The following is a 23,245-nucleotide window of genomic DNA, read 5'->3' as shown; positions in this document are numbered from 1 at the left end:
ACCTTCTGTATCACCCAAGGAGCACTCCATGAGCACAGTCACTTTTGACGGCAACCCCATCGAACTGAGCGGTGAATTTCCAAAGAACGGCGACACAGCACCCGCCTTCACACTCACCAGCAGCGGCCTCGAAGAAGTAACCCTCGACAACTGGGCAGGCAAACGCAAAATCCTGAACATCATCCCCAGTATCGACACAGGCGTGTGCGCCACATCTACCCGTAAATTCAACGAAAAAGCAGGCTCCCTGGACAACACCGTGGTTCTGGTTGTCTCAGCCGACCTGCCCTTCGCTGCTTCACGCTTTTGCGGTGCTGAAGGCCTGAAAAACGTAGAAACCCTCTCCACCTTCCGGAACTACAGCTTCCAGCAGGATTACGGCGTAGCCCTACAGGGCGGCCCACTGGCCGGACTCTGCGCGCGGGCGGTGGTCGTTCTGGATGAAGACAACAAGGTTATCCACAGCCAGCTTGTGAGCGAAATCCACGACGAGCCAGATTACGACGCGGCACTAAAAGCGCTTTAATTCAGACTGTGCATTGCCATGGATGGCAATGCCAAACACCAAAGCACCCCTCAACCCTGTGAGCAACACCATCCATACCGCAAGCCTACCCCGACAGCTTTACACCATGACCTGGCCCATGCTGTTTGGCGCGCTCTCACTGATGACTTTCCAGCTTGCCGACAGTGCTTTTATCGGCCAGCTTGGCCGCGACCCCCTGGCCGCCTTGGGCTTCACCTTGCCGATGCACCAACTCATCATCGGGCTACAAGTTGGCTTAGGCATTGCCACCACCGCCATCATTTCGCGAACACTTGGGGTAGGGGACGAACTCAGGGCGTTCCGCTTAGGCGGTTTGGTAATAACCGTTGGCAGCGCACTGGTCTTCGTACTCTGTGTCGCCTTGTGGCTTTTCCAAAACCCGATCATGACCGCACTCGGCGCAGACGACACCCTGCTCCCTATGGTGCGCAGTTACTGGTTACCCTGGCTATTCTCCGCCTGGATCGGCGCCTTTTTGTACTTTGGCTACAGCATTTGCCGCTCCCACGGCGACACCAAACTACCCGGTTATATGATGGTGGCTACAAGCCTCGCCAACATCGCTCTGGACCCGCTCTATATCTTTGTATTTGGCTGGGGCCTGCCCGGTGCCGCCTGGGCCACCATAACCTCCTTCGGAATCGGCTGCCTGTTCATCTATCCAAAATTGCTAAAACGCGGCTGGGCTCGCTTTGATCTTCGCGAACTGGCTCTGGGCAGCGCCCTGAAACAACTAAACAGCATCATGGCACCTGCCATGGTCAGCCAGTTAATGCCGCCCGTTTCAGCCATGCTGGCAACGGCCATGGTTGCTGGTTTCGGCTCAGCAGCCGTTGCGGCCTGGGGCCTGGGCACGCGCCTGGAATTCTTCTCCATTGTGGTGGTACTCGCACTCACTATGTCCATGCCGCCGATGATTGGCCGCCTGCTGGGTGCCGGGGATATAGAACAGATCCGCAAACTGGTGCGTATTGCGGTGCGCTTCGTGGTGGGCTGGCAACTGGCCATTGGCCTGCTATGGCTCATTGCCTCCGGCCTGGTATCTGACCTGTTCAGCAGCGACCAACAGGTGCAGGAGATTCTTGGTGCCTATCTTGTGCGGGTGCCACTCAGTTACAGCGGCCTGGGGGTGTGCATGTTGATGGTGTCCATCTGCAACGCCCTTGGCCTTGCCGTGCGGGCGCTGCTGGTTTCAATGCTGCGGCTGTTTTTATGCTTCCTGCCCCTGCTTTGGCTGGGCAGCCAGCTCAACGGCATTTACGGTTTGATGAGCGGTGCCCTGGTGGGCAACCTGCTGGCCGGCATTATGGCTTACAGCTTCTATCGCGCGGGTATGAAGCAGCTTCGCGAAAGTGCGTCAGGCAAAGCGTGAGCGGAAGCTTTCTGGCACAGGGGTTACTTTCTTCTGGAGGTAATCAAAAAACACAAATCCATACTTTGCCAAAGCAACAGCCTGCCCCGTCTCGGCCTTGGTTACCCTGAACACGAAATCCCCACCGTATTTATTAAAATCCATCACCCCCACTTCAAAACGCAGCATTTCCGGGAAAAAGGATTCCGACTGATACATGGTCGCCAGGTCCGTCACAATAATGCCCTGACCGCTGTTGTTACCTTCAGAAATACCGTAGCTGATCAAAAACTGGGCTCGCGCTTCCGAGAGCATCGAAACCAGCGCATCGTTACCCAGGTGATTAGCACCGTTTATGTCCGTTGTTCGAACCTGCAACAGAGTTTCAAAACAGAACGCATCGTCGGGGAAGGAAAGCTTGATTCGGGCCACTTCAGGTACCTGTATAGCAAAGGGTCGTGTGCGGCACTGAATGATACTCTCTTGTGCAGCGACGTTCATCTCAATGATCTTATTGCACAAATCGGTTATCGTCAGTACTGATCTTTCAGCGCTGAATTCAGCTTTTTCGCGCTGGATGCAAAGGCAAGCGGAGGTTACGGCTTTGAACAATGGAAACTCTATGGATATTCGCCCTGCGGCCACTCTGGCACTGGTAAGAGATACCCCCGAAGGTATCGAAGTGTTGCTGCTACAACGCACCTGGAGCGCCGTTTTTCTGCCCGGCTTTTATGTGTTCCCAGGCGGCGCGGTAGATGAGCAGGAATCCCAAGGGCGCCTGCACGCAGCGGGCGTGAAAGACACGGAAATCAGCCACACCATGAGCCTGAGTGAAGGCGGCGCGGATTATATGCTGGCGGCTGTTCGCGAATGCTTTGAGGAAGCCGGCGTACTGGTGGCAATGGATGCCGACCGGCAGCTCATCGGCGGAGACCACCCGGCCCACGATGACCGCAAGGCGGTATTCAAAGGTGAGTTACCCCTGGCTGAACTGTGCCAGCGTCACCAGCTTACAATCCCGCTGGATAGACTGGCTTACCTGAGCCACTGGATTACCCCTCCCGGCCCTCCCCGGCGTTTTGATACCCGGTTCTTCGTAACCGAAGCCCCCGAAAACCAGTACGTGAGCCATGATGGCGAGGAAACCATCGATCACGTATGGATACGCCCGGAACAAGCACTGCAAGAACAGCGTGCCGGCACGCGCCTGATGACGCTACCCACCCTGGGAACACTCAGGGTTCTACGGGACTTTGATTCTGTAGACAGCCTCATGCGCTACGCCTGGGCCAACCCGCCCGAACCCTCCCCAAGCCAGCCCTGGCCGGCGATTCGCCGTGGCAAGCCGGTGCTTCTGGAGCCGGATTCGCCGGCTTACGCGGAGGCCGTCAAGCTGGACCCGGAAGGGGAAGGCAGTACCAAAGCAGACATTGTTCCCGGTGAGGCGGTTGAAGTCGCCGCAGGCGTGATTCGCCTTACAGCACCTAACCCCGGCGTGATGACCGGCCCAGGCACCAACACCTACATTCTGGGCCACGACCGCTTTACCGTGCTCGACCCGGGCCCAAACCATGCAGGGCACATAGAACGTATTCTTGAGGTCACTGGAGGCAAAATTGATTCGGTGGTGGTCACCCATACCCATCTGGACCACTCCCCGGGCACCCGGGCGCTGAAGGAGAAAACTGGCTGTCGGGTTTACGGCCGATCTGCACCAGATGGCCCGGGCCAGGACCATAAATTTGCACCCGACCAACAACCCGAGCACGGGGATTTGATCGAAACCGATGCGGGCACTCTCAAGGTTCTGCACACACCAGGGCACGCCTCCAACCACCTGTGCTTCTTGTTGGAGGAACAGCAGCTTCTGTTTTCGGGGGATCACATCATGCAGGGCTCAACGGTGGTTATAAACCCTCCGGACGGCGACATGAAGGCCTATCTGGAATCGCTCTACGACCTGTTTGCCGAAAAAATCCGCTTCATTGCCCCTGCCCACGGATTCGTGATGGGGCAACCGCAAGCGATCATCGACTACCTGATCACTCACCGGCTGGCGAGGGAGCATAAGATTGCGCGCGCACTCGACCAGCTGTCACCGGTGAACCTGAAAGACCTTACCAGCAAAGCCTATGGCGATGTGCCAACGGCCATTCATGGCATTGCAGCCCGCTCTGCGCTGGCGCACTTGTTGAAGTTGGAGTCCGACGGACGAGCCTTGCAGAAAGACGGGCTCTGGCGGGCCATAAAGCCTACCTGAGCCCAGCCCACCGGCAGGCGTGCAATGCGCCTGCCGATGCTTATTTTTTGGCAATAATGTATACCGCGTGCACGATACCGGGAATGTAGCCCAGAATAGTCAGCAGTATGTTGATCCAGAAGTGTTTTCCGATACCCACCTGCAAAAACACACCCAGTGGCGGTAACAGAATGGCAATAATAATTCGCAAAAAGTCCATATAGTTAACTCCCTCAGTCGGATATAACTGGATAGATCAGGTTCGCATGTACCCTGCGTACCATAACTATTATTGGCAACAATGTTCATGTCTGCACCATGAAGATGGCATTAAACCTGTGTTATTGCCATTTCATGACCCTCGGCCAACCTTTATCCTTGGGCCTTCGTGAACGACCCGTGAGGAATCATGCTGTTTTACAGGCTGAAAATGCTGACCGCTCTGACAACGCCTTTTTGCGTGCTCATCTTGGCCATGCCTTCTGTTTCACTGGCAGACCCACCGAAAAGCAGCAGCCAGAAGCCGGCAATCCAGGAGATTCTGCTGGCAGAATTGGCGGACGATGAAAACGTTGAGGATGTAGAGCGCTCAGAGCCACGACGGGAAACGCCCGATACGCCCTCAGCGGAAGCGCTCCCTAAAGCTGAAGAAGCCGCACAGGCACCCAAACCAAAGCGTTCACCAAAGCCGAAAAAAGTAGCGCCCAATATTGATCTGAAGGAAGTTGCGCCTGCACCTACTCCTGAACCGCCGAAAGACCCTGCCATCCAGGAAAGCCCAAGCACCGAAGAGCCAGTAGCCGTCGCCGACGCCGACGCTCCAGAAGACACAGCACCCGAACCGGAAATTAAAGGTCCACAGCCCGCAAAAAATCTGGCTCTGCTTGGCAGCGAAGTGTTACCGGGTACATCAACGCGCCTGGCCTGGTCGTCGGGCATTCAGATTGCCGGCCTGTCGCAGCCCACACCGGTATTGGTGGTTAACGGTGTCAACGCCGGCCCAACCCTGTGCCTGACAGGCACCATCCATGGCGACGAGCTGAACGGCATCGAAATTATCCGCCAAACGATGTACGACCTTGATCCGGAAAAGCTCAGTGGCAGCGTGGTGGGCATCCCTATTGTGAACCTGCCCGGATTCCAGCAGGGTAGCCGCTATCTGCCGGATCGCCGCGACCTGAACCGGCACTTCCCCGGCCGGCCGAATGGCAGTCTGGCAGACCGGATTGCCTACTCGCTTTTCGAAAATATTATCCGGCACTGCGACATGCTGGTGGATATACATACCGGTTCACTGAAGCGAACCAATCTGCCGCAGCTTCGTGCTGATATGAACAACCCCACGGTGGCAGAATTTACCCGCGGGTTTGACCGCATGGCGGTGGTGCACAGCAGTGGATCGCCCGGAATGCTTCGCACTGCTGCGGTTGATGTGGGCATTCGTTCAGTAACCCTGGAAGCTGGCGAATCCCATCGTATCCAGGAGCATCAGATCAAGGCAGGCGTGAACAGCCTCACCAGCCTGATGGAAAAGCAGGGCATGATCTCGCGGATGTTCGTATGGGGCGACCCACAACCCGTGTATTACAACTCTGCGTGGGTGCGGGCAAACGACGGCGGCATTCTGTTCAGCAAGGTTAAATTGGGCGCGAAAGTGTCCAAGGGGCAGATTCTTGGCTATGTCGCCGACCCGATCACCAATGCCCAGTACCCCATTCATTCCAACAGTGATGGCCGAATAATTGGCATGGCGGTAGATCAGGTGGTCATGGCCGGCTTTGCCGCCTACCACATAGGTACAGAAGCCAAGGTGCCAGGAGAGTAATAATCAGGGCTAAAGCTGGCCGCCTTCTAAAGCCGACTCAATGCGCTGCAACACGTCGGCCAGCACAGCCCTGGGACAGCCAATATTGAGCCGCATGTAACCGCTGCCCTGTTCACCAAATGAGACGCCAGGGTTCATCCCCACTCCGGCTTCCTGCACGAAAAACCGCTTCAATGCCGCATCGTCCAACCCCATTCCTCTGCAATCCAGCCACACCAGATAGGTTCCTTCTGGCGCACGAGTTGTTATACCGGGCAAGCGTGCATTCACCGTGTCGACCACAAAATCCCGGTTCTTCTGCAAATATGACATCAGATCGTTCAGCCAAGGCCCACCAGAACGGTAACCCGCTTCAAATCCTGCAATGCTGAATGGATTGCACTGGGGCAGGTGCAGGGAATCGAACACCGCCTGCATGGCACTGCGCTTTTCTCTGTCCGGAATGATAAGCGCAGACAGCCCAAGCCCTGGTATGTTGAAGCTTTTGCTGGGCGCGATAGCCGTAATCAGCCTATCGTTCGGTTGCGCAAGTGTGGCCAGCATCCGGTGCCTGGGCATATCGGCAAAGGTAAGGTCGCAGTGGATTTCATCTGAAATGACCACCAGATCATGGCGCCGGGCAATATCCAGAACAGCTTCCAGTTCTTGCTCCGACCAAATGCGCCCAACAGGATTATGGGGTGAGCACAGCATCAGCAGGCGGGCATCCGGGCGCGCAGCGCAAGCTTCCAGATGCTCCAGATCCATCCGGTAGTAACCGGTTTCATCGCAAACCAACGGATTTTCAATAATCTCGCGTCCGCTCAAGCGAACCGAGCTGAAAAACGGCGGGTACACTGGCGGCTGAACAATCACGCCTTCCCCCGGTCCGGCATACGCCATACAGGCTGCATGCAAGGACGGTACAACCCCCGGGGCCATTAATATCCAGTGGCGTTTGATTTCCCAACCGTGCCGTTCACGAAACCAGTCCATCACTGACTGGTACAGACTATCGGGGAAAAGCGTATAACCATAAACCGGATGCGCAGCGCGCTCTGAAAGCGCACGAGTAACGGCCTCTGGCGCGGCGAAATCCATGTCTGCCACCCACACTGGAATCACATCCTCACGACCAAATACCGCCTTGCGAACATCGAGTTTTACCGAGCAAGTATGTTGGCGATTAAGAGGCTGATCAAACGGGCTTGTCACTGGTAAACTCCATAACCGATTAGCAATCCAGGTATCCGGGCTATTGTGGTCGGGTAACACTACCACCGCAACCAACCTGCGGCGCCTATTGGAGCTTTTGATGATTGGCCAGATTCTTTCAACCCTGCTGCCGGTATTCCTTATTGCTGGCTGCGGTGCCCTTTACGGCCGGTTTCGCACCCCGGATATTCGTGGATTAAACGTCCTGAACATGGAACTGTTTGTGCCCATGCTGGTGTTTGCAGTACTAGCCGACCAGCAAGCGCCTCTGCAGGATTATGCCGGGCTTGCCCTCGCCGCGACGGTTGTGGTGCTCGGTTCCGGCATTGTTCTGTATCCGCTGGCCCGGGTGCTCAACCTGAATCTGAAAACCTTTTTACCCCCCATGATGTTCAACAACTCCGGCAACATGGGCATTCCGCTGCTGGTTCTAGCCTTTGGTGAAGCGGCGCTGCCCGCAGCCATCGTGCTATTCATTGTGGAGATGCTGCTGCATTTTTCTGTGGGGCTGTACATGCTCGACCCACACACCTCCATTTTGCAGCGCCTGAGACTGCCCATCGTATTTGCCAGTATCGCGGGGCTGGCGGTTAACCTTGGAGGCGTTACTCTGCCAGGCTGGCTATTGCATTCCCTGAACATGCTCGGGGAAATCTGTATTCCGCTGATGTTGTTTACCCTCGGGGTGCGCATGCTGGATATCGACTTCAGCGATTGGAAACTAGGCATGCTGGGCGCCATCGCCTGCCCGGTCAGTGGGCTATTGCTGGCCTGGCCGATGATTGCACTGCTGGATCTCCCCGGCCTTCAAATCGCCTCACTTTGGGTATTCGCCGCGCTGCCTCCTGCGGTGCTCAACTACATGGTGGCTGAGCAGTATCAGCAAGAGCCCCATAAAGTGGCTTCTCTCGTACTAATAAGTAACCTCGGCAGCCTTATTGTTATGCCCATTGTGCTAGGGCTGGTTTTTGCCGCGGGATACATCTGAGGACATAGTGAATGCCTGAAACCATTACCGTCTATACTGTGATTAGCAACGGTGCCCTTGCATGTGGGGAAACTTTGACCGAAGGTTAAACTGAAATTCGCCGAATCTTATCCACGATATGGAGGTCTGCCCGTGAGTGTACTTTTTCTGCTCATCAGTGCCCTGATTCTGATCTATGTGGGAGTTGGCGGCACTACAGCCGCTGTGGTGATGTCTATCGCAACCCTGGTTGGCCTGTTTCAGGATGACTGGCATATCGCCAGCATTCTCTTTGGTGGTCTGTTTCTCGCCCTGGCCCTGATTCTGGTTATTCCCAGCGAGATACGTCTCAATAAATTTAGCCGACCACTCCTCGGATGGGTTCGCAGCCGCCTTCCCAAGCTGTCTTCAACGGAAGAAGAAGCTCTGAAATCCGGCTCTGTGGATTGGGATGGCGAACTGTTCTCTGGCAAGCCTGAATGGTCAAAACTGCTGGATGCAAAACCTGCACACCTGACCAGCGAAGAACAGGCGTTTCTTGATGGCCCGGTAGAAAAACTCTGCGGCATGCTCGATGACTGGAAGATAACCCACGAAGAGTACGACCTGCCGGACAAGGTCTGGAAGTTTATCCGTGAGAACGGCTTTTTCGGCCTGGTGATTCCGAAAGAAGACGGCGGCATGGGCTTCTCCAACACGGCCCACTCTGAAATCGTCATGAAGATTTCTACCCGCAGCGTATCCGCTGCGGTCACCGTGATGGTTCCCAACTCCCTCGGCCCGGGTGAGTTGCTTATGCATTACGGCACCGACGAACAGAAAAAGCACTACCTGCCAAGGCTCTCCGGTGGCGAAGAGATTCCCTGCTTTGCACTCACATCGCCCATTGCAGGTTCCGATGCGGGCGCTATTCCCGACAAAGGCATAGTGTGCAAAGGCCAATGGAACGGCGAAGAAGTTCTGGGGCTGAAAGTTACCTGGAACAAACGCTATATCACTCTGGCACCGGTGGCGACGCTGATTGGCCTGGCCATCAAGGTGTACGACCCGGAAAATCTGCTGGGCGATAACGAAGACATAGGCGTGACCTGTGTTCTGGTGCCCCGGGAAACCGAAGGCGTACACGCAGGCGCTCGACACCTGCCAATGAATACCGTGTTCATGAATGGGCCGACGTGGGGCACCGAGGTGTTTATTCCCATGGATCAGGTCATCGGTGGTCAGGACATGCTCGGCAAAGGCTGGACCATGCTGCTGGAATGTCTGTCTATCGGACGCTCCATTTCCCTGCCCGCGCTGGGCACCGGTGCCGGCAAGGTTGCCAGCCTGGCAACCGGCTCCTACGCCTATACCCGCGAGCAATTCGGCCGTTCCATCAGCCAGTTTGAAGGTGTTCAGGAGGCTCTGGAACCCATTGCCGGCTACACCTACATGATGGATGCAGCGCGCTTGCTGACCTCCGGCATGCTGGACAGAGGCGTGCGGCCGGCGGTGCCGTCTGCCCTGCTGAAATACCGCAACACAGACCTGATGCGGATAGTGATCAACCACGCCATGGATGTAGTCGCCGGTCGCGGCGTTATTACCGGCCCCCGCAACTTCATGGCCCGCGCCTATAACGCTGTACCCATTGGGATTACTGTGGAAGGCGCAAACATTCTGACCCGCAGCCTGATGGTGTTTGGCCAGGGTGCGATTCGCTGCCACCCGTTTATTGTTGATGAAATCGCAGCGGCCGACATGGAAGACGAAGATCAGGCGGCGAAGAAGTTCGACGGCATCTTCTACAAACATCTGGCTCACACCACGCGGAACGCTTTAAGGGCTTTTGTTCTTGCCCTCTCCGGCGGATTGTTTGAAACCGTGCCACGGCAAGGAAACATTCGCTCATATTACCGCCAGCTTGCCCGCTTCTCGGCGGCGTTTGCACTGATGACAGATGTAACCCTGCTCTCCGTGGGCGGTGGTCTGAAAGCCCGACAGCGCCTCTCCGGGCGCATGGCAGACTGCCTGGTGCAGCTGTATTACGCGACGGCCGTAATCAAGCAGTGGCACGAGGAAGGCTACCCTGCCGACCAGCGCCCGCTGGTGGAATGGTGCCTGCAAACCTGCCTGCAGGACTTGCAGCACTCGATGCGTGAAGCCATCACCAAATTCCCGGTACCTGTTCTACGTTGGCCAATGCGTCTGCTGGTGTTCCCGCTGGGTGCGACCGGTCTGAACGGGCCGGATGACAAGCTTGGCGCCCAAGTGGCTGCCAGCATCGTTAAAGACACACCGCTGCGCCAGCGCATCAGCCGCGGCGCTTACACCACAATGGATCCGAAGGACCCACTTGGTCGGGTTCTGAATGCCTACAAGCTGGCAAACGAAACCGCCGATGTACGCGGGCGCCTTCACGAAGCCATTCGCAATCGTGATAAAGATGATCTGGACGAAATTACGCTACTGATGGGCCATGAGCGCAAAAAACTGGTGGACTGGGCCTGTTCCGAAGGCTCGGTGAAGGCAGAGGAGTGTGAAAAGCTTGAGGAAGCTCTGACCGCCCTGTACGACGTTATACGGGTAGATGCCTTCGATGAAGAAGGTCTAAAGGCACTGTCTCGGTGCGCCAAGGGCAAGCGAAAAGTGGTTGAGCGCCCTGGAGTCAAGTAATCTCAAGGGCAGTGGCCAGCATTTGAAAACGCTGACCACTGCCCTTATGCCTTAGCGACTATGCCCGGGAACCGTCCTGGTATACCGGCCAGTGATCAACAATCTTTCCATTGCGCACCGCCAGTATGTCGCCAAACTGCAGCAATACCGCCTCACTCTGTTGCGGGCGCAAAAATACCTGGTCGTTCACATCTAGCCCCACTCCCGGCGAGGCCGTCACCAGCTCCTGGTTCGAGCTCCTGCCATACAGGCTATTGCTCTGAAGCCCCTCTGGCGCAACAAAGTCCGCTAGCCAGTTGCCGCCATACATAAAGTAGCTGGCGCGCTGGTTAACATCCCACCATGAGAAGATTCTGGATTTCCCATCAAGCGCTGGGATATTCACCGGCCCAGTGGATTTCAGCACCGGGCTGGCAATAAAGGCCGCGGGAATATGATCGCTCAATGAAGGCAAATCAAAGTGGGTGGGCATTACCATGGCAGAGCCCACCGCCAGTTCTGTACTCAGGGTTTCAGTTTCATGCAGCCGATAGCTGGGGCTGCCAGCCGTATTGAGTGCTAGCCCATCCTTCCATAATGCCGGGTAGTGGTTTTTGGTAAAATCAACAAAGCCCTGATAGCGGGTCATCACCTTGCCTAGCAGCGTATCTGGAGAACCAAGAACCGAGGGCAACTCCATACCCACAAACGGGTCGTAACCCATAAACCCGGAGAACTCGAGATGCTCCGGGTTATCGGCAATCAAACCAAGTAACGCATTCAAGGCATCCATATCTGCCACACCGCCGCGGTGCAGGCCTACGTCCAGCTCAATGTTGATCCGGAACTTGCTGTTGCGTGCTTGTGCTATCTGCAGGTACTCCTGCAAGCGCTCAGGCGCATCAATCAGCCACTGGATTCGCGCTGTGGGGTCAGCACGCCCTTGATGCTGCTGGTAGAACACCTCAACGGATCGGGCTGGCAGCGGCTTACCCAGCAATAAATCTGCTTGTGGAAAGTACTCGGCGGTCTGATTCAGGAAGGGTTGGTGAAACGACATCAGCTTGTCTGTGCCAGTACGGTTGGCAATGTACTCCAACAAACCACGCGCCGGCAGCGACTTTTCAACCAGGCGTAACGACTTGCCGCTGCGCTGCAGGGAGGCTTTAACCACATCAATGTTGTGATCCAGGCGGTCCAGATCCACCAGCAATACAGGCCGCATGGGCCCGGCACGTTTCAGCTCCTCGTTCAGCGCCTCAAAGTAAGCCGTGTAAGGTTTGCCCTTGTCAGCAGGACGCAGCAAGGCAGCGCCGGTCAGTATGGCCGCACCACCCAGCAGGCCGGTGAACAGAAAACCACGACGATTCACAATACTGTCTCCTTTAAGCACTCAGTATTGAGCGCAAGTGGGCATTCAGGAACCTGCCCTGAGGGTCGAGGCTCTCGCGCACCCTCGTAAACTCACGCCACTGAGGATATAGCTTCTCAAGATGGCGGGCATTCAGCGTATGCAGTTTGCCCCAGTGGGGTCTGCCGTCGTACTTCCAGAAGATCGGCTCTATGGCCGCAAACAGGTTGTGATAATCCATGCTGTAATGCTGGTGCACAGATATGGCACAGCTATCGCGCCCCTGGAACATGCTCAATGGCACGTCATCGGCCTGCACATAGCGGTATTCCAGAGGAAACCAGGTGGGCAAGTCATTACGCTCGATAAGCTGCAGAATCTCGCGCAGACAGGCTGGGCCATGCTCCGCAGGCACTGAATATTCCATTTCATTAAAGCGCACCGAGCGTATGTTGGAATAGATCTCGTAGGACTCTCCAATACGCTCATCAAAGGTGGCAAAGTGCCGCAGGTTATTCAGCAGGAACCTGCGGGCTGATGGGAAGTCACTGCCGTATTTATCCAGCTTTTCCAGCAGTGTGACAAATTCATTGCCGCCGCTTTCTGCCTTGTTAACCGCTGGTGTAGCCGGCTCTTCGGTTTCATTCAGGGCAATCGCCAGGGCATAGTCTGAATGGGTAATCACCAGCATTTCCCAGTGCTGGTTTTCGGAAACATGCTTATCGATATCCGCCAACAAGTCTTCTGTTTTGGCCACCCGCATGGTTTCCCGCAGACGGTAGCCTGGCCGGTTCTGCATGGAGAGTTTAGTGATTACCCCGAGCGCGCCCATAGACACGCGCGCGGCGTTGAAAACTTCCGGGTTACGGGTGGCATCGCAGTCCAGAACTTCACCGCCTGCAGTCACCAATTGCAAACCTGTTACGTAGCTGGAATAAGAACCATAGTTAATGCCTGTACCGTGGGTAGATGTTGCAACGGCACCGCCCAGGGTCTGGTGATCAATATCGGCCATATTGATAAAGCCCTGGCCTACATCGTTCAGCGCCATGCCCATAAGGGCCATGGAGGTACCCGCGCCAAACTCCGCCTGATGGGTTTCCGAATCATGGCTTAACATGCCGCCGAAATAGCCCAGGGAAAGCAGGGTGTCGTCAGTGGGCACCAGAGGGCTGAACGAGTGCCCAGCTCCAACCGGGCGAATGGTTCCCGTACTTTGGGCAATAACACTGACCAACTCGTCGAGTGATTTGGGAGTTATCTGATGTGCTGGCAAGCAGGTCTGCACCCCCGACCAATTGCGCCAGGGCTGCATGCGTTGAGGGTTTAAAACTTGTGCAAGTGCGGCCTGGCTGCCAAGCGCACCCAAAGCTCCGAGGGCGCCAGCGTATTGGAGAAACTGGCGACGATTTAATGACATGTTGGGTTCCTGTTTACAACGGCTGCGTGAAGCGCAGTTTTATTTCTGTTAAGGCAAGGATACCCGCTGCAAGATTATTCTCCGATAGCATTAGCGCCGGAAAGGCCAACACAAAGGGTCAATTTCATATCATTGTGACCTGAGTCCCCCTCTGATGGCCTCATCCACCAGCCAACCTCTCAGCAACTGTATGCTTCGCTCTCTTCTTCGGCTGGTTTTCCAGGCAAAATAGAACCGGTCGCCGGTCGCCAACGGGTGGCACGGCAAGCGCACAAATTCTTCGGAATCCTTGCGGGTACTCAACATGTAATCGTTGGTCAGAGCGATACCCTGATGGTGGCGCGCCGCCTCCAACGCCAGCAGCATGTGACTAAAGTGCTGAACGCGCGTGCCGGAAGGTATGGACTCATCCACAGTTTGATACCAGGCTTCCCAGTCTCCAGCGGCCTTGTCGTAAATGCTGTGAGTGGATAGCAGCGGAAAGCGGGCCACTTCCGCCGTGGTCATGGCCGGCTCATCGCGCCCTGCCGCATTCGCTTCCCGACCCAACTCTCTGCAAATGCGCTGCCAATAATCCTGGCTGCATACGGGAAAGAGCTGCTCAACGTACAAAAGCTCGTAGCTGTAGGCCGGAGAGCCCCGATTAATCGTGATAAAACAGTCTGCCACTCGATCAGACAGCACTGGGTTTTGGCTGGTCATCTCCAACGCCAGCTCTACTTGCGGATGTTGTCGCTGTAAATTTGGCAGCCGCGGCACCAGCCAACGAACAGCAAAGGAACTGAAGAGCGCAAGCCGCAACCTGGATTCTTCATGCCCCAGCAGTTTTTCACTGGCCCGTTCGATTTGCAGCAACGCCGTACTGACGGCATCGAGATACTGCCGCCCCTCGTCGGTTAACGAGAGCGTGCGCCCACCTCGCCAGAACAGCTGCTCGCCAAGATAGGTTTCAAGCTGTTTGATTTGATGGCTTACGGCGCTCTGGCTTACCGACAACTCTTCAGCGGCCAGTGAAAAACTATTGAGTCGGGCTACAGCCTCAAATACGGGCAGCGCTCTTAATGGTGGCAGCTTCATTATCTATTTATCTAATACCTCGTCAATAAACATCATTTTATCGGATATTAAAACGCAAGTAGACTGTAACTGCCACTTTCCATGTGCGCGCTTTATCCATCACCCGTGTATCAGGTAATAAAACGATGTCAGGTAAAACTGTAAACAGCGCAATTCTTCTGCTTGTGCTTGGCAACGCCATGGCGCTGATATCTGACGTATTTATCAAGCTCATGGAGCCGGGCGCACCGATTCTGCAGTTCGCATTCTTACGCTGCCTCATCACCCTTGTCTTCCTGGTTCCGCTGGCCCGCAAGATCGACCGGAACAACCTGTTTTCCGGCATAAAAGTACACGCCATCAGGGCGCACGTTCATCTGGTAGGCTTGCTGTGCATGATCGTTGCCTTAAGCAACCTGCCACTGGCCACGGCCAACGCCGTATTTTACGCAGCGCCGATTCTGGTGATGGTGTTTTCAGTGGTTATCTTCCGGGAGTCACTGTCGCCACTGAGTGTGCTTGCAGTCTTCAGCGGTTTTGCAGGCATCATCGTTATCCTGCGCCCGGTGGAGTTCAACTGGGCGGTTGTGGCGGCGCTGGGATCTGCCCTCACACTGGCAATCAACGCGGTGATGGTGCGCAAGTTACCCAAGGGCCAGAGCACTGTGCACAAGCTGTTTCTAAACTATTTACTGGTGATTCCCGCGGCCGGTCTGCTCGCTATATGGGAATGGCAACAAGGTGCTACCTGGCATCCAGAGATTTTGTTTACCGCGGCGGCTTCAGCATTTTTTATTCTGGGCTACAACATCACCGTTCTATTGGCCTACCGACAGGTAGACGCCAATCTGGTGACCAGCGCCGAATACACAGGGTTGATTTGGGCAGTAGCTATTGGCTGGATCTGGTTTAACGAGGTGCCCGACTGGTGGTTCCTGGTGGGCAGCTTGATGGTTGTTGTGCCGCTGGTGATGATCGGCCTGAACCAGCGCCGTAAATCACCTCCCAGAGGTTTTAATCCTGCTACCCGAGATGATCAACAAGCGGCCACCGCCAAAGCCTGACGCAACTGAGGGCGGGGCACCTTCCGAAACTGTGCGGAGCCAGGGATGGCGGAGCCAAGCGTACACGGACGTATTCACAGCGTGTTTCGGAAGGTGCCCCGCCCTCGGTTGCTTACTCGGAATTACAGGTCTTCCTCAGGAGCTTTCTTGAGGCACGACTCAATTGCGAAAGTATGAGTACACTCATCACCCAGTGCGCGCAATGACTCAGCGAGCCTGAGCAGGTATTCGGAGTTTGGGCCACTCGGACCAACCGCAGAAGCAATCTGGCGGGCTATATCCGCATCCGGCGCCTCGCCAAGGAAGGCTTCGTTGTCCTCAGTGGCAATGTAAACCAGCCCCTCACCATGACTGCCGTTATCGAACGTCAACGTTGTGGTGAAACGCAGGTAGCCATTCTTTTCCCGCACATCCAAATGCTCGAACACTTTCGGTGATACCCGGAACGCCATGCCTTTGCAGGTAGCTCCGGGCGTCTCAATCAGTGTCACCACCCTGCCCGGTGCTTCCGGCGTACCCCGATGATCGTGAGAACCCTGCCAGAACCGGCGAGCCCAACCCTGAATAGAGGCGGGGCGTTTTTCCAGGTACGGGAAATCCACTTTGTAAATCAACGAGCCATAACCAAACAACCAGATCGAGTCGATACCGGAGAAATCCTGTCGGTTGCGGTTGTGCTCTGTGGTGTCTGCAGACATCTCGGTTCTTTAGGCCCCCATCAATCCCGAACTGGCGATAAAACCCGTAATGCCTGTCAGTACAATTTCAGCAGCCATGGCTGAGAGTACCAGACCGCTGATTTTGGAGAGAATGTTTAGGCCGGTTTTGCCCAAGGCTTTTTCCAGATACCCGGACAGGTGCAGCAATATACCCAGTATCAATAGGCCAGAAAGCAAGCCCAGCAGGCCTCCTGCAACTTCCGGGGCGTTCTTGAGCTCGGCACCGTAAACCAGAATAGCACCAATGGTGGCAGGGCCAATCATCACCGGAACGGCCAGGGGCACAACAGCGATGTCGTCGCGTTCCTCCTCTGGCAAGCCGGTGGCATGATTGCGGGTGCCGCTGGTGACCAGGCTGATGGCAGTGAGGAACAGCAGTGTGCCGGCACCAATACGGAAGGAGTTCAGAGTAATACCAATGGCGCTGAACAGAACCGGGCCGCCGAAGAACAACAAGACACCCATGATAGATGCTGCAATGCACGCCCGGCGAATGATCGAGGCTTTTTCAGCTGCGGGCAAACCGCGGGTCAAGGCGATAAACATGGACACCGCAAAGAAAGGCGCCAGCAGAAACAGGAAGCGGATGGTACTGCTGATATAGGTGCTGAAAAACATCTCAATCATCGAAAAAATTCCGGTATGTGCAAAAGCGCAAAGCATAGCGCCTTATCCGGATTTCTGCCGTACGCAACAGAACGTATGGCAGGCAAAGTCCTGAGCTTACACTAGGATGAAGGTAGTTCTCCTTCCGTTCATCGGTTCAAACAAAGGGCGTTTGCATCATGAAGATCGGCATTCCAAAAGAGATATTCACAGACGAGCGGCGAGTTGCCGCTACACCACCTTCGGTACACAAACTCATCAGCCTGGGCTATGAGGTTACGGTTGAATCCGGTGCAGGCGAAGCCGCCCACTATCGCGATGAAGCCTATGAGACTGTTGGCGCTTCCATTGCGGCGGACGCTCAATCCCTTTGGCGCGAGGCAGATATCATTCTGAAAGTTCGCGCACCCATGCTGAACCCGGCGCTGGGCAAGCACGAGGCCGACCTGATGAAGGAAGGCGGCTTTCTCATCAGCTACATCTGGCCCGCTCAGAACGCCGAGCTTCTGAACCAATTGGCTGGCCGGAACATCACCAGCTTTGCCATCGACAGCCTGCCCCGCATAAGCCGTGCCCAGAAAATGGACGCCCTGAGCGCCATGGCGAACATCGCCGGGTATCGTGCGGTGGTGGAAGCCGCCAATCACTTCGGGCGTTTTTTCACAGGCCAGATAACGGCAGCAGGCAAGGTGCCGCCAGCCAAGGTAATGGTAATCGGCGCCGGCGTGGCCGGGCTCGCAGCAGTGGGGGCCGCCAATAGCCTGGGCGCTATTGTTCGGGCCTTTGATACCCGGTTGGAAGTGAAGGAACAGATTGAAAGCATGGGCGCCGAATTTCTGCAGCTGGATTTTGGCGAGGAAGAAGGCAGCGGCACCGGCGGTTATGCCAAACAGATGAGCGATGAGTTCATCAAGGCAGAAATGGCGCTGTTTGCAGAGCAGGCCAAAGAGGTGGATATCATCATCACCACCGCCCTGATTCCCGGTAAGCCGGCGCCGAAACTGATCACGGCGGAGATGGTGAAATCCATGAAGCCCGGCAGCGTGATTGTGGATCTGGCCTCAGAGCGCGGTGGCAATTGCGAGCTTACCGAGCCCGGAAAAATTGTCGAGCACCACGACGTTACGCTGATCGGCTACACGGATCTTCCCAGCCGCATGGCCAAGGTGGCCAGCGATCTCTATGCCACCAACCTGTTTCATCTGGTGACTGAACTGACACCAGAGAAAGACGGCCAACCAAAAGTGAACATGGAGGACGACGTGATTCGCGGCCTCACCGTCGTGCTGGGCAAGGACGTAACCTGGCCGCCACCGCAGCCGCAAACACCCACCAGCCCCAAGCCTGCACCGGGCACAGAAGAACCTTCGGCAGAACAAAAAGCGGCTGCTCACAAGGAATCCCAACGCCGCAGCCTGATCGGCAAGGGAGCCGTGTTAGTGGTCACCCTTGCGGCACTTTATGGCGTTGGCGCCTATGCTCCGGAGAGCTTCCTGCGCCACTTCACCGTGTTCGTGCTGGCCTGTTTTATAGGCTGGCAGGTGGTCTGGAACGTCACCGCTTCCCTGCACACACCTCTGATGAGTGTCACCAACGCCATCAGTGGCATTATCGTGATTGGTGCCATGTTGCACCTGGCCCAGGCAGAGAATGCCGTGGTCGGAGTTCTGGCGTTTGTGGCGGTGCTGATTGCCAGCATCAACGTTGGGGGTGGCTTCCGGGTTACCCATCGCATGCTCAAAATGTTCCGCAAATAGGAGGCGACCACTATGAGTACAGGACTCGTTAGTGTGGCCTATGTGGTCGCCAGCGTATTGTTTATTCTCAGCCTGGGTGGCCTGAGCAATCAGGAATCTGCCCGCCGCGGCAACCTTTATGGAGTTGCCGGGATTCTCATTGCACTGATCGCGACCATGGCCAGTGTGAATGATAGCGGGCTCGTTGCAATCGTGATTGCAGTGCTGGCTGGTGCCACCATTGGCATCGCCATCGCCAACAAGGTAGAAATGACACAGATGCCACAGCTGGTGGCACTGCTGCACAGCTTTGTTGGTTTGGCCGCTGTGCTGGTGGGTTTCACCGGTTACGTTGAACCGCTGGTTCACACCACAGGTGCCGAACACACCATCAAACTGGTGGAAGTATTTGTGGGTATCTTTATTGGCGCCGTCACTTTCACAGGCTCACTCGTTGCCTGTGGCAAGCTGGATGGCCGTATCGACAGCAAAGCCCTCACCCTGCCCGGCCGACACTTCATGAACCTGGCTGCCATTGCCGTATCCGTGCTGCTCGGCGCCTGGTTCCTGGGCACCGAAAGCATGGGGCTGGGTATACTTGCTTTAGTGCTGATGACTGTCGTGGCGGCAGTGTTGGGCATTCACCTCATCATGGCCATTGGCGGTGCCGATATGCCGGTGGTGGTGTCGATGCTCAACAGTTATTCGGGCTGGGCTGCAGCCTCCATCGGTTTCATGCTGGGCAACGACCTGTTGATCGTGACCGGCGCATTGGTGGGCAGCAGCGGTGCAATACTCAGTTACATCATGTGCAAAGCCATGAACCGGTCGTTTATCAGCGTGATCCTTGGTGGTTTTGGCCAAACCAGCGGCAGCTCAGCAGCAGCTGGCTCTGGCGACCAAGTGGCTATAGAGACCAGTGCAGATGAAGTATGCGAGGAATTACGCAATGCTGACTCTGTCATAATCGTCCCGGGTTACGGCATGGCGGTGGCGCAGGCTCAGAGTGGGGTCAGCGACATGACCAAGCTGCTGCGGGAGCGTGGCGTAAATGTACGCTTTGGTATCCACCCCGTCGCTGGTCGACTCCCCGGCCACATGAACGTACTGCTGGCGGAAGCCCATGTGCCCTACGACATAGTGCTGGAGATGGACGAGATCAACGGGGATTTTCCGACAACAGATGTGGTGCTGGTTATCGGCGCAAACGACACGGTAAACCCTGCCGCAGCAGAAGACCCTGGCAGCCCGATTGCCGGCATGCCAGTGCTGGAGGTGTGGAAGGCACGGCAAGTGGTGATTTTAAAACGGGGTATGGCAACGGGTTATTCCGGGGTGGAAAACCCGCTGTTCTTCAAGGACAACGCCCGCATGCTGTTTGGTGATGCCAAAGACAGCATCGACAAACTGGTCATCGGGCTGAGGGAATAAACCCGCTTACTCAGTGGTGTTGTAAACGTAGGAAGAAACCGTGCCGTCGGGGTTGAAACGTACGACCAGATCGGTGGTTTCCGCATCGCCAAAGGCTGACCAACGATATTTACCGTAGGTCCAGGTGCGCTTTCCGTCTTCAACACCCGTGCGCCAAGGTTCACCAAACATTTTCTGAATCTCGGCCCGGGTGGTTTCACCCTGGGTGATCTGGTCAACATTGTGTGTAGAAAAATCCTTCCCCACCGTCGCACAACCCGCAAACGCCAGCAGGCTCGCAAGCATCAACACTGACAGACTATTCTTTAAAAACATTGCCGCCTCTCCTGTGAAATTCTTCCCATAAAAAAACACCCCCATCATACGCTCAGGCAATGGGGGTGTGCTGTTACAGAGAGGAAATATTCAGTCCAGTCTCAGTACAGTCTGGTGAGTGATTTACGGGCGAAATCGTCCACTTCGCCAAGCCGCCCTTCCTGCACTTTGGTCAGCCATTCAGGGTCTTGCAGAAGTGCGCGGCCCACAGCAATCAGTTCAAATTCGTGGTTGTTCATGCGCTCTACCAGTTCATCGATACCCGACTGCTCTACCGACTCTTGCTTGCTGGCCATGGTGCCGCTGATGAAATCTTCCGTCAGGCCAACGCTGCCAACCGACATGGTGGGCTTGCCAGACAGCTTCTGCGTCCAGCCTGCCAGGTTAAGGTTGGAACCTTCAAACTCCGGCTCCCAGAAACGACGGGTTGATGCGTGGAAAATATCCACACCGGCTTCAACCAGCGGCTTCAGGAACTGTTCCAACTCTTCCGGGCTGTTAACCAGTTTTGCTTCGTAATCCTGCTGTTTCCACTGCGAGAAACGCAGCATGATGGGGAACTCCGGGCCTACACGGTGGCGAACCGCTTCTACTATTTCTACAACGAAGCGCAGGCGATTTTCCATGCTGCCGCCGTATTCATCATCCCGCTGGTTGGTGCCTTCCCACAGGAACTGGTCAAGCAGATATCCATGAGCACCGTGAATCTCTACACCATCAAAGCCCAGTGCTTTGGCGTCATGTGCTGCATCAGCAAAGGCTGTGACGACATCTGCGATATCGCCCTTGCTCATGGTCTTGCCATTGGGCTTGCCTGGCGCAAACAAGCCAGAAGGGCTATAACCAGGAACCGAAGGATCTGGAGCTGTACCTTCCTTGCGCACGGCACCCACGTGCCAAAGTTGCGGGAATATAACACCACCGGCCTCATGCACCGCATCTACCACATTTTTCCAGCCTGCCAGTGCTTCATCACCATGAAACTGGGGCACGTTAGGGTAGCCATTGGCGCCGGCATGATTCACCGTCGTGCCTTCAGTGATGATCAAGCCAACACCCGCCTCCGCACGGCGCTGGTAATAGGCCACCACGTTCTCACCGGGCACGCCTTTGGGCGAAAAGTTGCGGGTCATCGGTGCCATGGCGACCCGATTGCGCAGCGTGAGGTTGTGGATATCAAAGGGTTGAAACATGGGGCCCAGGTTCGTAGTCATCAGTGGCTACTCCGTAAAATTCGATGTTGGCGATAACAAGTAATTAGCGTGGTATGGCTGCTTGGTAGCTACCTTACTAATTCGGTCTCTTAACGCAACTTTATTTAATCTGGTTTTAAGATGCAACCTTATTATGTACACTTCCTCACATGGCCAGAAAACGTTTTGATGACTCCAACTGCTCCGTCGCCCGCGCCCTGAACCAGGTGGGTGACTGGTGGTCCCTGCTTATCGTACTGCACGCTATGTACGGTACCCGCCGCTTTGTGGATTTTCAGCAAGAGCTGGGCATTGCCAAAAACATCTTGTGCGATCGCCTGGCCCGATTGGTGGATAACGGCGTTCTGAAAAAAGTGGATGTGGGTGAGCACGGTTCCCGCTTTGAGTACCGGTTGACCGAGAAAGGCCGGGATCTGTTCCCTGTTGTTATTGCTCTGCGTCAGTGGGGAGACAAGTGGAATCCGGCACCCGACGCCCCCCCCCTGGATCTGCGTGACAAAGCCACAGGGCAGCCGATACAACCCGTTCAGGTGCAAAACGCAGAAGGTGATCCAATAACCGTGCGAGATGTATTTGTTTCCGGTGACGGCATACCTGCCAGCAAAAAAGATTCCGCCTGACAATCCGCAAAACTACACTCCTGAACCTTTTCTTGAGTTGCGTCAATCTGGCACTGCAACGCCGATCACTCGCCCGCAATTATTGCGCTATATCAAGTTCCCTATCTCCATGATCTTTAATCTGAACGCATCAACGATTCAGGTTATCAGGAGATGTTTATGTCCCGTACGTTCAAACTCAGTGTTATGGCTGCTGCCATTATGGCCGTTGCACCCGCTGCTCAGGCTTTTGAAGCTGGTGATTTCATTCTGCGTGCCGGTGTTGTGCATGTGGCGCCAGATGATTCCAGTGATGTCATTAAAGTGGGTGGCGCACCGATTTTCGGATCTGACGCTCGTGTTTCCGTAGATTCCGACTCGCAACTCGGAATTCGCGCAACCTACATGTTTACGAGCAATCTGGGTCTGGGCGTACTGGGTGCCACTCCGTTCAAGCACGATATCAATGGTGCCGGAGACTTGGCAGGTGCAGGAAAGTTGGCCGAAACCAAACACCTGCCACCAACAATCACACTTCAGTACTATCCAATGAGCAGCAGCTCCGCATTACAGCCTTTTGTTGGCGTGGGCATCAACTACACGACGTTCTTTGAAGAAAAGACCACTGACACTCTCAACAGTGCCGTTGCGGGCACAGTCAGCCTGCCCGGTGCCACCACCAAACTAAACCTGGATGACAGCGTCGGCATCGCTTTTGAAGCAGGCATTGACTACATGCTGAGCGAGAACTTCGGATTGAACGCTGCCGTCTGGTGGGCAGATATCAACACAGACGCCACCATTAAGGTCTACGATGCCAGCGGCAACTATGCCGCCCAGACCGACAAGTTCGAAGTCGAAATCGACCCCATGGTTTACATGGTAGGTTTCACCTACAAGTTCTGATGTTGGATTCTGTAATCTAAAACCAAAAACGGAGCCATCGAGGCTCCGTTTCTGGTTTAGCGTATGGCTAT

At 55.5% G+C, this 23,245-nt stretch carries 21 protein-coding genes; 11 read left to right on the top strand and 10 right to left on the bottom strand.

Annotated features, from left to right (window positions below; all coding sequences use genetic code 11):
* The first annotated feature begins 28 nt into the window (after positions 1 to 28).
* Positions 29 to 526, top strand: coding sequence for a thiol peroxidase (gene tpx / locus AADB16_RS03205; protein WP_309045508.1), 498 nt, complete (start codon positions 29 to 31; stop codon positions 524 to 526).
* A 28-nt stretch (positions 527 to 554) separates the two neighbouring features.
* Positions 555 to 1,919: an MATE family efflux transporter gene (locus AADB16_RS03200; RefSeq protein WP_410801349.1), complete on the top strand. Its 1,365-nt coding sequence runs from the start codon at positions 555 to 557 to the stop codon at positions 1,917 to 1,919.
* Here AADB16_RS03200 and AADB16_RS03195 read toward each other — a convergent pair.
* The gene (locus AADB16_RS03195; protein WP_309045556.1) at positions 1,905 to 2,330 is read right to left on the bottom strand and encodes a thioesterase family protein; all 426 of its coding nucleotides are present in this window, start codon (positions 2,328 to 2,330) and stop codon (positions 1,905 to 1,907) included. The two genes, AADB16_RS03200 and AADB16_RS03195, sit on opposite strands and share 15 nt — an antisense overlap.
* A 190-nt stretch (positions 2,331 to 2,520) precedes the next feature.
* Between AADB16_RS03195 and AADB16_RS03190 the strand changes: the two genes are divergently transcribed.
* Positions 2,521 to 4,158: an MBL fold metallo-hydrolase gene (locus tag AADB16_RS03190; protein ID WP_410801347.1), complete on the top strand. Its 1,638-nt coding sequence runs from the start codon at positions 2,521 to 2,523 to the stop codon at positions 4,156 to 4,158.
* Positions 4,159 to 4,198: 40 nt separating this feature from the next.
* Here AADB16_RS03190 and AADB16_RS03185 read toward each other — a convergent pair whose 3' ends face one another.
* Complete coding sequence (locus AADB16_RS03185) at positions 4,199 to 4,357, bottom strand: YqaE/Pmp3 family membrane protein (protein ID WP_100638698.1); 159 nt, start codon at positions 4,355 to 4,357, stop codon at positions 4,199 to 4,201.
* A 189-nt stretch (positions 4,358 to 4,546) separates the two neighbouring features.
* Here AADB16_RS03185 and AADB16_RS03180 point away from each other — a divergent pair, with 189 nt between their 5' ends.
* Positions 4,547 to 5,962, top strand: a complete 1,416-nt coding sequence (locus tag AADB16_RS03180) for a succinylglutamate desuccinylase/aspartoacylase family protein (protein ID WP_410801345.1) — start codon at positions 4,547 to 4,549, stop codon at positions 5,960 to 5,962.
* A 9-nt stretch (positions 5,963 to 5,971) separates the two neighbouring features.
* On the opposite strand, the gene AADB16_RS03175 is transcribed toward AADB16_RS03180, so the two are convergent.
* On the bottom strand, positions 5,972 to 7,156 hold the full coding sequence (locus tag AADB16_RS03175) for a MalY/PatB family protein (RefSeq protein ID WP_410801344.1): 1,185 nt from the start codon (positions 7,154 to 7,156) through the stop codon (positions 5,972 to 5,974).
* A 100-nt stretch (positions 7,157 to 7,256) separates the two neighbouring features.
* On the opposite strand from AADB16_RS03175, the gene AADB16_RS03170 reads away from it, so the two are divergent.
* Positions 7,257 to 8,144 carry an AEC family transporter gene (locus AADB16_RS03170; protein WP_410801342.1) on the top strand — a complete coding sequence of 296 codons (888 nt, stop codon included), beginning with the start codon at positions 7,257 to 7,259 and terminating at the stop codon, positions 8,142 to 8,144.
* A 132-nt stretch (positions 8,145 to 8,276) separates the two neighbouring features.
* Entirely contained in the window at positions 8,277 to 10,778 is a 2,502-nt protein-coding gene (locus AADB16_RS03165) for an acyl-CoA dehydrogenase (RefSeq protein ID WP_410801340.1), read from the top strand.
* Positions 10,779 to 10,836: 58 nt separating this feature from the next.
* On the opposite strand, the gene AADB16_RS03160 is transcribed toward AADB16_RS03165, so the two are convergent.
* From AADB16_RS03160 to AADB16_RS03150, 3 genes are all read right to left on the bottom strand, one after another.
* Positions 10,837 to 12,129 (bottom strand): DSD1 family PLP-dependent enzyme, encoded by a 1,293-nt coding sequence (locus tag AADB16_RS03160; RefSeq protein WP_410801339.1) that lies wholly within the window; start codon positions 12,127 to 12,129, stop codon positions 10,837 to 10,839.
* Positions 12,130 to 12,142: 13 nt separating this feature from the next.
* Positions 12,143 to 13,528, bottom strand: a complete 1,386-nt coding sequence (locus tag AADB16_RS03155; protein ID WP_410801337.1) for a D-arabinono-1,4-lactone oxidase — start codon at positions 13,526 to 13,528, stop codon at positions 12,143 to 12,145.
* Positions 13,529 to 13,657: 129 nt separating this feature from the next.
* Positions 13,658 to 14,605 (bottom strand): LysR family transcriptional regulator, encoded by a 948-nt coding sequence (locus AADB16_RS03150; RefSeq protein WP_309045517.1) that lies wholly within the window; start codon positions 14,603 to 14,605, stop codon positions 13,658 to 13,660.
* A gap of 125 nt (positions 14,606 to 14,730) precedes the next feature.
* Here AADB16_RS03150 and AADB16_RS03145 point away from each other — a divergent pair, with 125 nt between their 5' ends.
* Positions 14,731 to 15,648 (top strand): DMT family transporter, encoded by a 918-nt coding sequence (locus tag AADB16_RS03145; RefSeq protein ID WP_410801335.1) that lies wholly within the window; start codon positions 14,731 to 14,733, stop codon positions 15,646 to 15,648.
* 122 nt (positions 15,649 to 15,770) lie between these two features.
* Here the strand turns inward: AADB16_RS03145 and AADB16_RS03140 are convergent, their stop codons facing one another.
* Positions 15,771 to 16,346 carry a gamma-glutamylcyclotransferase gene (locus AADB16_RS03140; protein ID WP_410801333.1) on the bottom strand — a complete coding sequence of 192 codons (576 nt, stop codon included), beginning with the start codon at positions 16,344 to 16,346 and terminating at the stop codon, positions 15,771 to 15,773.
* A 9-nt stretch (positions 16,347 to 16,355) separates the two neighbouring features.
* The gene (locus AADB16_RS03135) at positions 16,356 to 16,994 is read right to left on the bottom strand and encodes a MarC family protein (protein WP_410801332.1); all 639 of its coding nucleotides are present in this window, start codon (positions 16,992 to 16,994) and stop codon (positions 16,356 to 16,358) included.
* Between the two features lie 158 nt (positions 16,995 to 17,152).
* On the opposite strand from AADB16_RS03135, the gene AADB16_RS03130 reads away from it, so the two are divergent.
* Both AADB16_RS03130 and pntB read left to right on the top strand, forming a co-directional pair.
* Positions 17,153 to 18,730, top strand: a complete 1,578-nt coding sequence (locus AADB16_RS03130; protein ID WP_410801330.1) for a Re/Si-specific NAD(P)(+) transhydrogenase subunit alpha — start codon at positions 17,153 to 17,155, stop codon at positions 18,728 to 18,730.
* Between the two features lie 12 nt (positions 18,731 to 18,742).
* On the top strand, positions 18,743 to 20,140 hold the full coding sequence (gene pntB / locus AADB16_RS03125; RefSeq protein WP_410801328.1) for a Re/Si-specific NAD(P)(+) transhydrogenase subunit beta: 1,398 nt from the start codon (positions 18,743 to 18,745) through the stop codon (positions 20,138 to 20,140).
* Positions 20,141 to 20,146: 6 nt separating this feature from the next.
* Here the strand turns inward: pntB and bamE are convergent, their stop codons facing one another.
* Complete coding sequence (gene bamE / locus AADB16_RS03120; protein WP_410801326.1) at positions 20,147 to 20,455, bottom strand: outer membrane protein assembly factor BamE; 309 nt, start codon at positions 20,453 to 20,455, stop codon at positions 20,147 to 20,149.
* Between the two features lie 101 nt (positions 20,456 to 20,556).
* Positions 20,557 to 21,669, bottom strand: a complete 1,113-nt coding sequence (locus AADB16_RS03115) for an NADH:flavin oxidoreductase (protein WP_410801324.1) — start codon at positions 21,667 to 21,669, stop codon at positions 20,557 to 20,559.
* A 149-nt stretch (positions 21,670 to 21,818) separates the two neighbouring features.
* On the opposite strand from AADB16_RS03115, the gene AADB16_RS03110 reads away from it, so the two are divergent.
* Together AADB16_RS03110 and AADB16_RS03105 are read left to right on the top strand one after the other, a co-directional pair.
* Entirely contained in the window at positions 21,819 to 22,289 is a 471-nt protein-coding gene (locus AADB16_RS03110) for a winged helix-turn-helix transcriptional regulator (protein WP_410801323.1), read from the top strand.
* Positions 22,290 to 22,448: 159 nt separating this feature from the next.
* Positions 22,449 to 23,174: an OmpW/AlkL family protein gene (locus AADB16_RS03105; protein ID WP_309045524.1), complete on the top strand. Its 726-nt coding sequence runs from the start codon at positions 22,449 to 22,451 to the stop codon at positions 23,172 to 23,174.
* Positions 23,175 to 23,245 lie beyond the last annotated feature (71 nt).

It is taken from the genome of Marinobacter sp. KMM 10035, assembly GCF_046537445.1.
GTDB classification, from domain to species: domain Bacteria; phylum Pseudomonadota; class Gammaproteobacteria; order Pseudomonadales; family Oleiphilaceae; genus Marinobacter; species Marinobacter sediminicola.
Note: the sequence above shows the minus strand (reverse complement) of the source record. Positions and strands in the feature narration are given on the sequence as shown.

Coding starts and splice junctions, on each gene's coding strand:
- tpx (WP_309045508.1), top strand. CDS start 29: ATGAGCACAGTCACTTTTGACGGCAACCCCATCGAACTGAGCGGTGAA.
- AADB16_RS03200 (WP_410801349.1), top strand. CDS start 555: ATGCCAAACACCAAAGCACCCCTCAACCCTGTGAGCAACACCATCCAT.
- AADB16_RS03190 (WP_410801347.1), top strand. CDS start 2,521: ATGGATATTCGCCCTGCGGCCACTCTGGCACTGGTAAGAGATACCCCC.
- AADB16_RS03185 (WP_100638698.1), bottom strand. CDS start 4,357: ATGGACTTTTTGCGAATTATTATTGCCATTCTGTTACCGCCACTGGGT.
- AADB16_RS03180 (WP_410801345.1), top strand. CDS start 4,547: ATGCTGTTTTACAGGCTGAAAATGCTGACCGCTCTGACAACGCCTTTT.
- AADB16_RS03170 (WP_410801342.1), top strand. CDS start 7,257: ATGATTGGCCAGATTCTTTCAACCCTGCTGCCGGTATTCCTTATTGCT.
- AADB16_RS03155 (WP_410801337.1), bottom strand. CDS start 13,528: ATGTCATTAAATCGTCGCCAGTTTCTCCAATACGCTGGCGCCCTCGGA.
- AADB16_RS03150 (WP_309045517.1), bottom strand. CDS start 14,605: ATGAAGCTGCCACCATTAAGAGCGCTGCCCGTATTTGAGGCTGTAGCC.
- AADB16_RS03145 (WP_410801335.1), top strand. CDS start 14,731: ATGTCAGGTAAAACTGTAAACAGCGCAATTCTTCTGCTTGTGCTTGGC.
- AADB16_RS03140 (WP_410801333.1), bottom strand. CDS start 16,346: ATGTCTGCAGACACCACAGAGCACAACCGCAACCGACAGGATTTCTCC.
- AADB16_RS03135 (WP_410801332.1), bottom strand. CDS start 16,994: ATGATTGAGATGTTTTTCAGCACCTATATCAGCAGTACCATCCGCTTC.
- AADB16_RS03130 (WP_410801330.1), top strand. CDS start 17,153: ATGAAGATCGGCATTCCAAAAGAGATATTCACAGACGAGCGGCGAGTT.
- pntB (WP_410801328.1), top strand. CDS start 18,743: ATGAGTACAGGACTCGTTAGTGTGGCCTATGTGGTCGCCAGCGTATTG.
- bamE (WP_410801326.1), bottom strand. CDS start 20,455: ATGTTTTTAAAGAATAGTCTGTCAGTGTTGATGCTTGCGAGCCTGCTG.
- AADB16_RS03115 (WP_410801324.1), bottom strand. CDS start 21,669: ATGACTACGAACCTGGGCCCCATGTTTCAACCCTTTGATATCCACAAC.
- AADB16_RS03110 (WP_410801323.1), top strand. CDS start 21,819: ATGGCCAGAAAACGTTTTGATGACTCCAACTGCTCCGTCGCCCGCGCC.
- AADB16_RS03105 (WP_309045524.1), top strand. CDS start 22,449: ATGTCCCGTACGTTCAAACTCAGTGTTATGGCTGCTGCCATTATGGCC.